General features: G+C 45.9%; 13 protein-coding genes and 1 other annotated feature. Of the genes, 4 read left to right on the forward strand and 9 right to left on the reverse strand.

Annotated elements, in window-relative coordinates; translation table 11 throughout:
* Positions 1-63: 63 nt before the first annotated feature.
* The 4 genes from J2X75_RS10700 to J2X75_RS10715 all read right to left on the reverse strand — a co-directional run bounded on the left by J2X75_RS10700 (position 64) and on the right by J2X75_RS10715 (position 4,396).
* The gene (locus tag J2X75_RS10700; protein WP_310336749.1) at positions 64-822 is read right to left on the reverse strand and encodes an ABC transporter permease; all 759 of its coding nucleotides are present in this window, start codon (positions 820-822) and stop codon (positions 64-66) included.
* Between the two features lie 71 nt (positions 823-893).
* Positions 894-1,688 carry an ABC transporter ATP-binding protein gene (locus J2X75_RS10705; protein ID WP_150366688.1) on the reverse strand — a complete coding sequence of 265 codons (795 nt, stop codon included), beginning with the start codon at positions 1,686-1,688 and terminating at the stop codon, positions 894-896.
* A gap of 29 nt (positions 1,689-1,717) precedes the next feature.
* Positions 1,718-2,722: an ABC transporter substrate-binding protein gene (locus tag J2X75_RS10710; RefSeq protein WP_310336264.1), complete on the reverse strand. Its 1,005-nt coding sequence runs from the start codon at positions 2,720-2,722 to the stop codon at positions 1,718-1,720.
* Between the two features lie 159 nt (positions 2,723-2,881).
* Entirely contained in the window at positions 2,882-4,396 is a 1,515-nt protein-coding gene (locus tag J2X75_RS10715; protein WP_091011944.1) for a carboxypeptidase M32, read from the reverse strand.
* A gap of 349 nt (positions 4,397-4,745) precedes the next feature.
* Here J2X75_RS10715 and J2X75_RS10720 point away from each other — a divergent pair, with 349 nt between their 5' ends.
* From J2X75_RS10720 to J2X75_RS10735, 4 genes are all read left to right on the forward strand, one after another.
* Entirely contained in the window at positions 4,746-5,321 is a 576-nt protein-coding gene (locus J2X75_RS10720; protein ID WP_091011943.1) for a beta-class carbonic anhydrase, read from the forward strand.
* A 173-nt stretch (positions 5,322-5,494) separates the two neighbouring features.
* Positions 5,495-6,061: a PadR family transcriptional regulator gene (locus tag J2X75_RS10725; RefSeq protein WP_036613540.1), complete on the forward strand. Its 567-nt coding sequence runs from the start codon at positions 5,495-5,497 to the stop codon at positions 6,059-6,061.
* A gap of 98 nt (positions 6,062-6,159) precedes the next feature.
* The gene (locus J2X75_RS10730; RefSeq protein WP_124116370.1) at positions 6,160-6,663 is read left to right on the forward strand and encodes a hypothetical protein; all 504 of its coding nucleotides are present in this window, start codon (positions 6,160-6,162) and stop codon (positions 6,661-6,663) included.
* A gap of 5 nt (positions 6,664-6,668) precedes the next feature.
* Positions 6,669-6,947, forward strand: coding sequence for a YxcD family protein (locus J2X75_RS10735; RefSeq protein WP_017687903.1), 279 nt, complete (start codon positions 6,669-6,671; stop codon positions 6,945-6,947).
* A gap of 156 nt (positions 6,948-7,103) precedes the next feature.
* Here J2X75_RS10735 and tyrS read toward each other — a convergent pair whose 3' ends face one another.
* The 5 genes from tyrS to J2X75_RS10760 all read right to left on the reverse strand — a co-directional run bounded on the left by tyrS (position 7,104) and on the right by J2X75_RS10760 (position 12,930).
* Positions 7,104-8,366 (reverse strand): tyrosine--tRNA ligase, encoded by a 1,263-nt coding sequence (gene tyrS / locus J2X75_RS10740; RefSeq protein WP_310336268.1) that lies wholly within the window; start codon positions 8,364-8,366, stop codon positions 7,104-7,106.
* A gap of 116 nt (positions 8,367-8,482) precedes the next feature.
* Positions 8,483-8,710: a binding site (T-box leader), on the reverse strand.
* Positions 8,711-8,809: 99 nt separating this feature from the next.
* Positions 8,810-9,199, reverse strand: a complete 390-nt coding sequence (locus J2X75_RS10745) for a DMP19 family protein (protein WP_310336270.1) — start codon at positions 9,197-9,199, stop codon at positions 8,810-8,812.
* 51 nt (positions 9,200-9,250) lie between these two features.
* Positions 9,251-9,694, reverse strand: a complete 444-nt coding sequence (locus tag J2X75_RS10750) for an Imm63 family immunity protein (protein ID WP_310336271.1) — start codon at positions 9,692-9,694, stop codon at positions 9,251-9,253.
* Between the two features lie 153 nt (positions 9,695-9,847).
* Entirely contained in the window at positions 9,848-11,317 is a 1,470-nt protein-coding gene (locus J2X75_RS10755; protein WP_310336272.1) for a protein adenylyltransferase SelO, read from the reverse strand.
* A gap of 296 nt (positions 11,318-11,613) precedes the next feature.
* Positions 11,614-12,930, reverse strand: coding sequence for a nucleobase:cation symporter-2 family protein (locus tag J2X75_RS10760; protein WP_310336273.1), 1,317 nt, complete (start codon positions 12,928-12,930; stop codon positions 11,614-11,616).
* Positions 12,931-12,961 lie beyond the last annotated feature (31 nt).

Here is a 12,961-nt window from a genome sequence, read left to right on the forward strand (position 1 = left end):
ACACCCCTTGTGAAATTGTATACATATCATACCCGGTCACATTACGAGTAAAACCCTTCCGAGTCACCTGCGACCAGCCAGCATTTTGCGTTCTGCATAGACAACAAGTTGGTACATGGCTGTTGCAACTGCAGCAATAATTAACAGACTTGATAATACAAGTGTGAAGTTGAATACCTGGAATCCGTAGATAATCAGATAACCGAGTCCTTGTTTGGCGACCAGAAACTCACCCACAATTACACCCACCCAGGCCATGCCCACGTTTACTTTCAAAGTGGATACAATCGCCGGAAAAGAAGCAGGTAATACAACTTTCGTAAAAATCTCGGAACGGTCTCCACCAAACGTACGAATGACTTTAATATAATTGGGATCCACTTCATTGAAGCTGTTATACACGACCAGTGTCGTAATAATGACCGTGATGGACAACGTTGTCATAACAATGGCTGTAAAACCAGCGCCAAACATAACAATAAAGATCGGGCCAAGTGCTACCTTTGGCATACTGTTGAACACAACCATATAGGGGTCCAGCACCTTGGACAAAAAAGGAGACCACCAAATTAAAACCGCAAGCAAGGTTCCAACGAGTGTTCCCAGTAAAAAACCAACTGCCGTTTCCCCTACGGTTACCCCAACATGTGCCCACAACTCGCCACTAGCGATGTCCTTGCCAATCTGGGCAAAAACTTTACTCGGATAACTGAACAACAACACATCAATCCAGCGAAGTCTGCCTGCCACTTCCCATAGCAAAAACATACATACTAGCATAGATAACTGTACGGCAAGCACTTGATGTCGCCATCTGGCCATCTGCTGAATATGGTTCCGATGCAGTTGCCCCATCCATTCGTCACGCTTTTCCTGCTTCGGATTCGTTTGATTCACGCGTCCTTCTCACCTCCCCCGGACTGATCCAGTTCACTCCATAACGCCTGAAACAACGCATTGAATCCTTCTTGCTCCCTGGCATGGAAGGGCTGAGCCTTCCGAATTCCATCGGGGATGATAAACTCACGACGGATGCGGCCGGGATTACGATCAAGCACAATGACGCGGTCACTGACCGCAATGGCTTCAGACAAATCATGGGTGACGAGTACAGAGGTTTTTCCAAATTGTTTTAACGTGTCCGAGACCAGATCCTCCAATTGCAGCTTGGTTTGATAATCGAGTGCTGAGAATGGTTCATCCAACAATAAAATTCCTGGGTCTGTCGCCAGCGTGCGCACCAGGGCTACTCGCTGTCTCATGCCTCCTGAAAGCTCTGAAGGGTACTGATTCTCCGTTCCGGCCAAGCCCATACTTACCAGTAGTTCCCGTACACGCTCACGGCTCCGTTCATCCAGTCTGCCTGTCAGTTCAAGACCGATCAATGCATTATCCAGAATGGTCCGCCATGGAAACAGATAGTCTTGTTGAAGCATATAACCAATCTGTGCTGAGGGGCCGCCAACGAGTTTGCCTTTAACCTTAACTTCTCCTCGGGTGGGTGTGAGCAGCCCGGCGATGATCGACAACAATGTTGTTTTACCGCATCCACTCGGTCCAACCAGACTGACGAACTCTCCTTTTTGGATCTCCAGACTCAAGTCTTCAATCACCAATGAAGCTTCCCGCTCGCTGACGTATACTTGAGAGATCCCCTCCAGTCGGATCACACTTTCGGATTCAGGCATTCTGCTCACTTCCTTTCCTGAATACCCCATTACTTTGATTTCGTAGCTTCTTCCGCATAGGCATTATCCACAATGGCATTCAAATCCACACGTTCTTTCAACTCTCCGGCGGCACTCATGACATCAAGCAGATTGTTCCACTCTTCCTCCTCAATGATCGGGTCCGTTGCATAGCTGCCCTGTTCCTTATAACGGTTTACACTACTGATCAAAATGGCTGAATCGATGTCTTTGAAAAAAGGAGAAATGACCTCCGCAATCTCTTCAGCACTGTGGGAATCTACCCATGCCTGCGCTTTGTGCAGACCATTCGTAAATTTCTGTACGATATCCTTATTGTCATTCAGATAACTCTGTTTCGTCATGAAGACGGTATAAGGCAGACGACCACTTTCTGTTCCAAACGATGCAACAACCTTGCCCCGATCTTCTTGTTCAAAGATGGATGCCTGGGGTTCAAACAGTTGAACATAATCTCCCGTACCTGAGGCGAAAGCAGACGCAATGTTGGCAAAGTCCACATTTTGAATCAGCTCCAGATCACTTTGCGGATCAATGCCATGTTTGTTCAGTGCGAACTCCCCTGCCATTTGCGGCATGCCACCTTTGCGCTGACCGAGAAATGTGGAATCCCTCAGTTGCTCCCAATCGAAGCTACCTTCTGTGTTACGAGCGAACAGAAATGTACCATCCGTCTGGGTGAGCTGGGCAAAGTTAATGACCGGATCTTCCGCTCCCTGCTGATAGACATATATGGACGTCTCCGCTCCTACCAGTGCGATATCCACTGAACCTGCGAGTAATGCCGCCATCGTTTTGTCTCCGCCAGCAGTCGTCTGAATATCCACCTCAAGTCCCTGCTCTTCAAAAAAACCTTGAGCCACAGCCACATATTCCGGTGCGTAAAATACCGAACGAGTCACTTCGCCAATCGTAATCTTGGCTTCATTCTCTTCCTTATTACAGCTGGTGAGCGCCACAATGATAATCAGCAGAATAACGATGCCCCGGACGAACCATGGCGTGTATTTCATGTTGTTTCCCTCCTTCACTGGTTTCAGCAGTTTCTCTCTATTATGGATATGCCGATGCCCAACAAAAGGTTAAGAACTTAAATGCAAAAAAGAGCCGGGCAATAATGCCCGACTCTTCAGCTCTTCGAAATGTTATTCAATATGTTATATATGGGTTACCTACAGCTTGTAAATCTCGGCGTATTTGGCTTCCAGATAATCGGCCAGATAATCCGGGTTCAACTCTTCACCCGTTACGGCAACAATCAATTCGGAAGGTGTGCGACTTTTGCCATACCGATAGATCTTGTCTGTAAGCCATTCCTTAATTGGAATCAGATTACCTTCGGCAATAAGAGTATCAAACTCCGGCATTTCCTTGCGCAATGTATGTAGAATTTGAGCTGCATACATATTACCCAGAGAATACGAAGCAAAGTAACCAAAGTCACCACCAGACCAGTGAACATCCTGAAGAACGCCGTCTCCATCATTCGTTGGCATAATACCGAGGTATTCCTTGTATTTTGCATTCCAGGTCTCCGGCAGGTCTTTCACTTCCAGACCATCGTTGAATAACATTTTCTCGATCTCATACCGGATAATAATATGCAGGTTATAGGTCAGTTCATCCGCTTCAATCCGAATGAGTGAACTCTCCACCCGATTGATTGCACGATAGAAATCTTCCAGTTCAACCTCGCTCAGTTGCGGGAAATGCTGCTGCAAATCTTTATAATAACGTGTCCAGAATGGCAGGCTGCGACCAATCATGTTTTCCCAAAGACGGGACTGTGACTCATGAATCCCCATGGACGTTCCTTCGGCAAGAAGGGTACCCGCGAGACTGTCATCAATATTTTGCTCGTACAGGGCATGTCCGCCCTCATGCAGTGAACTGAAGACTGCGCTTGCTACATCATCTTGCAGATAATGTGTTGTGATCCGCACATCACCCGGGTTAAGACCCGTTGCAAAAGGATGAACACTCTCGTCCAATCGTCCAGCTTCAAAGTCATAGCCCATTTGTTCCAAGATGAACAGACTGAATTTTTCCTGCTGTTCGGTGTCAAACAACTGATTCAGGAACTCTGTATTTGGCTTGTTTTCTGAAGCATTGATCTTCTCTTGCAAAGGTACCAAACGTGCCTTGAGGCGAGCGAACACAGCGTCCACTTTCTCAACCGTCAGATCTGGTTCATACATATCAAGCAACGTATCATAACGTGTATCCTTCACACCCCAATAATCAATAAACTCCTGTTTGAGCTTAACGATATCTGTCAGATATGGGGAGAATCCTGCAAAATCACTGTTATGCTTGGCATCTTCCCATGCCGTTTCTGACTTGGCCGTGAGCACGGTATATGCTTGCACTTTCTCAGGTGGTACAGACTGACTGCGATCATATTCTTTCTTGCAATCTTCAACCTGACGACGATCTATATCTTCGAGCTGTTCCAATACCGCTGGAGTCGTTAATGCATCCAGGTAAGTCTTCATGTCAGCCGAGGTTTGCAGCTTGAATGCTTCGGTGGACAACATACCCAGCGTCTCCGAACGTGTCGGAACGCCTTTTTTCGGCGCACCTGTGCGCAGATCCCAGTGAAGCAAACCAATGGCTTCATGATAGCTCTTAATTTTACGAGCCAGATTACGGAAGGATTCCAAATGTTCCTGTGTTTGTTTATCCATTGTTATCGTTCACCTCTTCAAAAAAAATGTTATACCCTATTGATGATACTTTTTGCATTGCGTATAATCAACTTTTAACAGATGAAAATTGCATTGTTCTCCTAAAGATACGTGTTCAAAAAGTCTGGTTTTCATTACCGAGAAGATAGAAATTGAATTCAACTTCGATGCTGATGATGCCCTTAGGCATGATTCGTAATCAAAAGTGGACTTTTTGAACAACCTCTAAAGGGTTGGAGTAATGCCATCTGCTGACCGTGAAATACTATTAAAGCAAAGGCGCGTAGGACAAGCTGCATCATATGCAAGTGGCCGTGCTCGTCGTATTGGATAACAGGAGGCAATGGACATGAACAACATTCAAGAGATTTTGGCTTACAACAAATCATTTGTCGAGACCAAAGAATACGAAAAGTATACGGCTGGCAAGTTTCCAACCAAAAAGATGGTTATCATCACTTGTATGGACACACGTCTAGTGGAATTGCTGCCCAAGGCTATGAACCTGAAAAACGGTGATGTGAAAATCATCAAAAACGCAGGCGCAATTATCTCTCAGCCTTTCGGGAGTGTAATGCGTAGTGTACTTGTCGCCATCTATGAACTGGGTGCAGATGAAGTCCTGGTAGTGGGACATACGGAATGTGGTATGGCTTCCCTTCACGCTGAGACCATGATTGGACATATGGTAGAGCGTGGTGTATCGGAAGAAGTCATGACTACTCTGGAGAATTCGGGCATCCGTTTGCAAAAATGGTTGCGTGGGTTTGACAGCGTCGAAGAAGGGGTAAAACATACTGTGGAAGTGATCAAGAAGCATCCTTTACTTCCTCCCAATGTACCCGTCCACGGCATGGTTATCGATTCTGCCACAGGTGAGCTTGATCTTGTCGCTGAGGGGTATGGACAACAGGCATCTCTCTAAATGGTTTGGAGTGCGGACCTTATGGTTCGCACTTTTTTTGTCTAAATTAAGGCAGTTGTTCTGTCAGGTTGTCAAACCATACAGTTTCAGTGTACACTTTTTATGAAAGCGGTCAAAGAAAGTAAAAACGATTGTTCTCTCTGACCTAGCCCTAATATTAAGGAGACATGTGCATGAACATACTTTCCTACGGATTGCTCGGGCTGCTTACCCGCGAGGAGTCATCGGGCTATGATCTGATGCTGAAAATCCAGCCTCATTGGCAGGCAAAACACAGCCAGATCTATCCACTCCTGTCCAAGATGGAAAACGATGAGTTATTGGCCTCCCGCTGGGTACAACAGTCTGACAAACCGGACAAGAAAATGTACGCAGTTACGGAAAAAGGCATTGAAAAGCTCTTGGAATGGATGATTACTCCTGTTACCGCACCGGTTACACGCGATGAATTTAATTTGCGTATTTTGTGTGTTGGCATAGCGGAAGACGGAAGTATGAGACGCATTCTGAATGAGCGTAAAAGCTGGTTCATGGAACGCATACGTTATTTCGAGGATCTGAAGTCACGTATACCTCAGGATAATCTTCGTGTAGGCAACCGAGATTTTGGAAGCTACATCCTGGTACAAAAAGGGTTAATGCACGCACAAACAGGCCTGGAATGGTGTCATTGGGTTACCCAATTGCTTGATGGCCAAGCTGCAATTCAAGACCCAAGTCCAAGCGTTTCGGAAATTTAATAAAATTTGAAACGTTCCTGCAAGTTGACCGTATTACATGAGTAAGGCCCATATTCGGGCGATTCAAACAAATTAATCGGGGGGTTACGATCTTTACAATGAAGAAAAAATTTGGAGTTAAACATCTAATGATGGTATTTATGGCCTTTACATTATTGTTCGCAACAGTGGGAGTAACGAATCCGGATTCTGCGGATGCAAGACGTGGTGGCGGATTCAAATCCGGTACAAAAAGTTATACCAACACACCTAAGAAATCCGATTCCAACAGCAACGTGAATCAATCCAATTCCGGTAATAACTCCGGTACTGGTGCAGCTGCAACCCGTGGTGGTGGATTCTTCGGCGGTGGCGGCGGATTCATGAAAGGCATGATGCTTGGTGGTCTTGCTGGTATGATGTTTGGCGGATTGTTCGGTGGCATGGGCGCTCTGGGTAACATCCTTGGATTGCTCGTGAACGTTGCAGCAATCATGTTGATTGTTATGCTGGCTATGGCACTCTTCAGAGCCATCTCCAATCGTCGTAAACCTGCAGCGGATGGTCGTTATGACCGTCGCAATGATCGTGATGATGACCGTAACAGAAACGGACGGTACTAATCCCTATGGTTCTGAGCATGGATGAAATTGTGAATGCAATCTGTATTCATATGGCAGAACGTAAGGGTGTACGTCCAACCGATGTGAACGTAGAACTGAGCTGGGAAGAAGATACCGGTTATTCCGCTGAAGTTTGGATTCAAGGCCGTAGTCAATATCTGGTCGAGTCCAATATGATTGAAGCGATTCTTCGTTACCTGCACAGTGAATACAACATCCGGGCGTACCGTGAGAACGTACGACTTGATCTGGATGAAGAGATCACAGCGATTGTCAATCAATAAAATAGGTCGCACACTGGCCTGTTATACTAAAGACCGTCTCCGCTCTGTCGCCTGACAGAGATGGAAGACGGTCTTTTTGTTTCTGTATTTGTAGCTTTATTTGTGTGTCTATTGTAGTCTCTATACGTTTTTGTGTTACGTTCTAATACTCAGACACTACGATTGGAGTTTAACCAGACTGTAGTTCTTCTTACCTTTACGGATAATGATGAATTTACCGCCAATGGCATGCTCTGCCGACACCGTGAATTCAAGCTCCGTGATCTTCTCACCATTCATGGAAATCGCACCTTTGGTGACATCCTCACGCGCCTGGCGTTTGGATGGCTCCAGCCCCAGATCTACGAGCCAGTCGACGATATTTTTCGCTTCGCCGTCCGTTTCGAATGTTGGCATTTCCTTAAAACCCTGCTCAATTTCATCTGCTGTCAGGGAACGGATATCACCACTGAACAGCGCCGCTGTAATCCGCTTAGCCTGTTCAAGCATTTCTTCGCCGTGAACGAATTTTGTCATTTCTTCCGCGAGTGCTTTCTGTGCTTCACGTCTGTGCGGCTCTGTCTCTACCTTTTCAGCCAAAGCTTCAATTTCTTCTTTGCTCAGGAAGGTAAAGTATTTCAAGTATTTAATGACATCCCGGTCATCTGTATTCGCCCAGAACTGGTAGAACTCAAATGGTGTCGTTTTGTTCGGATCAAGCCAGATTGCCCCGCGAGCTGTTTTACCAAATTTGGTACCGTCGGATTTGAGCATGAGCGGAATGGTCAGACCGTACGCCTTCGCTTCAGATCCTTCTTTTTTACGAATCAGATCAAGACCACTCGTGATATTCCCCCATTGATCCGAACCGCCGATTTGAAGCTGTACATCTTCGTTCTGGAACAGGTGCAGGTAGTCGAGTGATTGAAGGATCTGGTAGGAAAACTCGGTGAACGAGATTCCGCCTTCCAGTCTGCTCGCAACGACATCCTTAGCAAGCATTGTGTTGAGGTTAAAGTTTTTGCCGTAGTCACGCAAGAATTCAATGACATTAATTTTGTGTGTCCAATCGTAGTTGTTCACCATGCGAACCTGATTATCACCGTCTGTTACGAACAACTTCTTCATCTGCGCGGTCAGTGCATCCACATTCTCCTGCACTTGCTCCATCGTTTGCAAAGAACGTTCTGCCTGACGACCACTTGGATCACCAATCGTACCTGTAGCTCCACCAATCAGAATGACCGGACGATGTCCTGCCAGTTGAAAACGTTTCAGCATCATGAATGGAATGAGATGTCCGATATGCATGCTATCCCCCGTAGGGTCAACGCCGCAGTACAGTGAGACTGATTTGGTTTCAGTCAATTCACGCAGTCCCTCTGCATCCGTCTGCTGGTTAATGGCGTCACGCCACTGTAGTTCATCAATAATATTCATTTGTATAACCCCTTTTCTATCCTCAAGATTCAGTCATGATCTACGTTAAATTACGAAATTACACGCTGGAACGGCTTTTTGGGACACAAAAAAATCGCCTCCTTGTCTTCATTAGACACAGGGACGATTATCATAACCGTGGTACCACCCAAATTGCATGGACAACACGTAACCTTAACACGTTATCCATACCACTTTTGGCAATATATCGTTTGCCCATCCGCTTGGCATTACCCAAGTACTCCAGAGTGTAATTCGCAGCCCTTGTATGTATCAGGTTCCATCAACCCCTGACTTTCTGTAACAGGGACAAAGCCGCTACTGCGCTCTATCAACGTGATTCATGTATTCAATTTATAGCAAGTATAGCCGAACGTTTCAGTCATTGCAAGACCAAGTATGCAATCTTTGAACAGAACAACGGATGCACATTTGAAACCAGATTATATGATCATCATGTTCAATTTTCCGTGATAATAACCATAGGCTTTCTCCGCGATCTGATCCTCATTATTCCAAAATTGCTGATCCAGCTCATCTAACTGGCGTTCTTGTTCCTTTGTCAGTAATTTAGGAATGTCCCACAGTTCAGTAAGCCTTTCATCCTCTTTCAAGTGCTCGATACAGCCGTATGCTGACGTTATAATCTCCACGACTTGAGTCGCACCAATGATATGTAACGCCCGCAACGCGTAACGATATACCTCTTCCCCCCAGTTACAAAAAAACTGTATAAAACCGCCATTAAAGACATCCGCCTCTAACAGCCATAAAGCAGCAATGTCCTGCTCGTTCGAAGTCAACGATGCCCAGCCCTGTTCGGATATAGTCATACCATACGTCATTAATATCTTGCTCGCTCATGTAACACACCTCACTTTTCTTTATGCCATGCCCTCTAACTCCTGACGTTTACCCGTCTGATGCCAATGTAAATACGGAATACCGATCTGCTGGAAGGCTTCCAGAACCCCCCTGTTCAGGTCCTTCATCACATCATTTGTATAGTTCAAATGCGTCTCTTTATTATCCACGCCATGTCTTTCCAACAACCCTACATGCGTCGCGGTGAAAATAATATCTTCCAGCAACCAATAGATGACTTCATCCGGCTGTTTCACCTGTTTCTCCAATGAGACTAGACCACGTTCGTATATTCGAACGATATACGTTTCTTCTCTACTCTCCACATAGGGCACACCATCCCATTTAAAGGTCTCAAACAAGCGGTTAACATAGTTCTGCATCTGTTCCATAGGGAAAGATGTACGCTCTAAAAGCTGTATAAGGATGTCTGCCAATTGTTGTTTGCTTAACATGTTGGACATGAATGCACCTGCCTCTGTAAAAGTAAATCTCTACTTCTCTAATTATTGCATGACATTCTCCAAATTCAATAAATACGTTGGATTCTAACGTCGAAGACAGAATGAAAAATGAAAAAGCTGCCCAAGGCAGCCTCTTCATTCCATACTGTTCAATCAGGTTCCACAAAAAGTCTGATACGAAGTATTGCACTGTGCTGGCAGTTCGGCATATTCAGCCTGCTCAGGTGAGTGCGCGAACGGGTCTGAAAGAACTGCCAAAAGCTTCTGCATCACGCTAAGATCTCTGTGGTTCTCCGCTTGCTCAAGGGCTTCCTCGACCCGATGATTTCGGGGAATGACGGCTGGATTGCTTGTTCTCATCAACTGCCGAGAGACTTCCTTCTCCTCTTGCTGTCTGTCCAATCTTGCTTGCCACCGCTCATTCCATTCAGCAAATTCTGGCGTGCCAAACAAAGCTGTCCCTTCCAACCTATCAAAGGTCAATGCCAGAAACGTATTGGTGTAATCTGCACTATGCTTCTCCATGAGTTCAAGAAGCTCCTTGATCAACGCTTCATCTTCGGCCTCTTCATCCAACAAGCCCAGTTTGGCACACATTCCCTTGAGCCAATGATGATGGTACAATTCAGAAAATTGTGCGATAGCATCCTGAGCGACTTGCACCGCCTGTTCTTCATCTTCATGCAACAACGGCAGAAGCGTCTCGGCAAAACGAGCCAAATTCCACCCGGCAATATACGGTTGATTACCATAAGCATAGCGACCTTGCCTGTCAATGGAGCTGAATACGGTTGAAGGATTGTAAGCATCCATAAAGGCGCACGGACCATAATCGATGGTCTCACCACTGATCGCCATGTTATCCGTGTTCATCACGCCATGAATGAAACCAACACGCTGCCATTGGGCAATGAGTGCCGCCTGCCGTTTAATTACTTCCTGAAGGAGCAAAAGATAGCGATTCTCAGCTTGAGCAACCTCAGGAAAATGTCGATGCAACGTATAATCTGCCAATGCCCGAAGATCGTCGATAGACCCCCATCTGGCTGCATACTGGAAGGTTGCTACCCGGATATGACTGGAAGCCACCCGGGTTAAAATGGCACCCGGCCGCTCTGTTTCGCGGATAATGTTTTCTCCTGTTGATACCACAGCCAGACTGCGTGTCGTTGGGATCCCCAGTGCATACATCGCTTCACTAATAATATACTCTCGCAACATGGGCCCTACAGCAGCACGTCCATCTCCTCCACGAGAGTACGGTGTTCTCCCTGAACCTTTCAGCTGGATATCCACTCGCTCGCCCTGTGGCGTTATCTGTTCACCCAGCAGCAAAGCACGACCATCTCCAAGCATGTTAAAATTGCCGAATTGATGTCCTGCATAGGCCTGAGCCAAAGGCTCGGCTCCTTCCGGAATCGAATTACCTGCAAAAATTTGCGCCCCTTCATCACTGTCAAGAGACTCCACATCCAGTCCCAAGCTGGATGCAAGCAATCTATTGAAAATGATCAACTTTGGTGATTCAACAGGCACCGCGCCCTGACTTGTAAAAAAGGGTTGCGGTAACTGCGCATAACTATTCTCCAAGTTCCACCCTTTATTCAACGTTTCTTGTTGCATGGTGATCACAACTCCTTTTCTGTACCCAAGGGATATCCCCTGGTTATATTGTAGCCTTGTGAACCAATGCTCATTTATGTAGTCGCATGGAAATTCATTGTAGGGAACATATTAAATGTTCTTGATGAAACTTTAGCATATTTGCAGGCCTTTTGCATTCCTCATGAATCGTAAGCACCAAAAAATCCAAGAGGTTTCTTTGCCAAGTGGAATCATTGTCTTGCATTCCACTTCCCAGAAAACCATCTTGGATCCATTCCACTTACTACCAGATTACACGTCTATTATTACAAGAATTACGTGTGTGCTTCTTGAGTCTGTACTGGCTGTATTGGCAAGCTCTCTTTTTTCAAAGCAAGGTTAAAGAAGACATTAAGCAGGATCGCTGACAGGCTTCCCGTAATAATACCATCGCTAACAATAATCCGAATACTTTGAGGAAGCTGGGCAAACAGGTCGGGTACAGCAGTAACACCGAGCCCAAGTGAAACGGAGCAAGCCACGATCAATAGATTGGATTGTTTGCCAAAGTCGACGTTTTGCAGCATTTTGATCCCGGATGAGACGACCATTCCAAACAGGACAACAGTCGCTCCTCCGAGGACAGCACTTGGAATAATGGTTGCAAAAGCAGCTACCTTCGGAATGAGCCCCAGAAAGACCAGAATACCTCCGGCTGCAACAACAACATTAGTCGTTTTCACTTTGGAGAGCTGAACCAAACCAACATTCTGTGCAAATGTATTGTATGGAAAAGCATTGAATATGCCGCCAAGGACAAACGCGAGACCTTCTGCACGATATCCCCGTGCCAGATCGTTTTCGTTGATCGGTTGATCACAGATTTTGCTCAAAGCCATAAATACACCTGTTGATTCGATGATAACCACCGTACCTACAATAATCATTGTAATGATTGGGCCGATTTCGAAGGTAGGCCATCCAAAGTAAAAGGGTTGAGGTAAATGGAACCAGGAGGCTTCCTGTACAGAGGCAAAATTCACTTTTCCCATGATGGCTGCGATGAGGGTTCCCACGATAATACCAAGGAGAACAGCCAGGGATTTAACAAACCCGCGAGCATATCGATTCAGGAGTAGAATAAAAAGTAATACACCAAATGAAAGCGCCAAATTATCCAAACTTCCGAAATTCTCACTGTTTGCTCCACCCGCCATGTTTTTAATGCCGGTTGGGATTAGCGCAAGACCGATAATGGTTACCACTGTACCGATCACGACTGGCGGAAACAATTTGACGATTTTGCTAAAAAATACGGCAAAGATGACGATAAATAACCCCGCTGCGATGATCGACCCATATATGGCAGGAATTCCGTATTGCGATCCAATCGCAATCATCGGTGTCACCGCTACAAAAGAACTTCCGAGCACCGCTGGCAAACCAATCCCCAAGTACTTCCCTTTCCGAGCCTGAAGCCATGTGGCAATCCCACACGTTAACAGGTCAATGGATACCAGATACGCCAACTGCTCTGCAGTCAGATTTAGTGCTCTGCCCACAAGCAAAGGCACCAGAATCGCTCCCGCATACATCGCGAGTACGTGCTGAATCCCCAGTGAAAAAACTCTCATCTTTTTGGTTTCTTTCATCCCACGTTGCCCCCCTGAAATTAGAATCAAC

Origin of the sequence: Paenibacillus sp. 2003, from assembly GCF_031455635.1 — a bacterium.
GTDB classification, from domain to species: domain Bacteria; phylum Bacillota; class Bacilli; order Paenibacillales; family Paenibacillaceae; genus Paenibacillus; species Paenibacillus amylolyticus_B.

What these genes read in the sequence shown, in the direction of transcription:
- J2X75_RS10705 (WP_150366688.1), bottom strand. Translation starts at nt 1,688, where the DNA reads ATGCCTGAATCCGAAAGTGTGATCCGACTGGAGGGGATCTCTCAAGTA.
- J2X75_RS10715 (WP_091011944.1), bottom strand. Translation starts at nt 4,396, where the DNA reads ATGGATAAACAAACACAGGAACATTTGGAATCCTTCCGTAATCTGGCT.
- J2X75_RS10735 (WP_017687903.1), top strand. Translation starts at nt 6,669, where the DNA reads ATGGTTCTGAGCATGGATGAAATTGTGAATGCAATCTGTATTCATATG.
- J2X75_RS10755 (WP_310336272.1), bottom strand. Translation starts at nt 11,317, where the DNA reads ATGCAACAAGAAACGTTGAATAAAGGGTGGAACTTGGAGAATAGTTAT.
- J2X75_RS10720 (WP_091011943.1), top strand. Translation starts at nt 4,746, where the DNA reads ATGAACAACATTCAAGAGATTTTGGCTTACAACAAATCATTTGTCGAG.
- J2X75_RS10730 (WP_124116370.1), top strand. Translation starts at nt 6,160, where the DNA reads ATGAAGAAAAAATTTGGAGTTAAACATCTAATGATGGTATTTATGGCC.
- J2X75_RS10760 (WP_310336273.1), bottom strand. Translation starts at nt 12,930, where the DNA reads ATGAAAGAAACCAAAAAGATGAGAGTTTTTTCACTGGGGATTCAGCAC.
- J2X75_RS10700 (WP_310336749.1), bottom strand. Translation starts at nt 822, where the DNA reads ATGGCCAGATGGCGACATCAAGTGCTTGCCGTACAGTTATCTATGCTA.
- J2X75_RS10710 (WP_310336264.1), bottom strand. Translation starts at nt 2,722, where the DNA reads ATGAAATACACGCCATGGTTCGTCCGGGGCATCGTTATTCTGCTGATT.
- tyrS (WP_310336268.1), bottom strand. Translation starts at nt 8,366, where the DNA reads ATGAATATTATTGATGAACTACAGTGGCGTGACGCCATTAACCAGCAG.
- J2X75_RS10725 (WP_036613540.1), top strand. Translation starts at nt 5,495, where the DNA reads ATGAACATACTTTCCTACGGATTGCTCGGGCTGCTTACCCGCGAGGAG.
- J2X75_RS10745 (WP_310336270.1), bottom strand. Translation starts at nt 9,199, where the DNA reads ATGACTATATCCGAACAGGGCTGGGCATCGTTGACTTCGAACGAGCAG.
- J2X75_RS10750 (WP_310336271.1), bottom strand. Translation starts at nt 9,694, where the DNA reads ATGTCCAACATGTTAAGCAAACAACAATTGGCAGACATCCTTATACAG.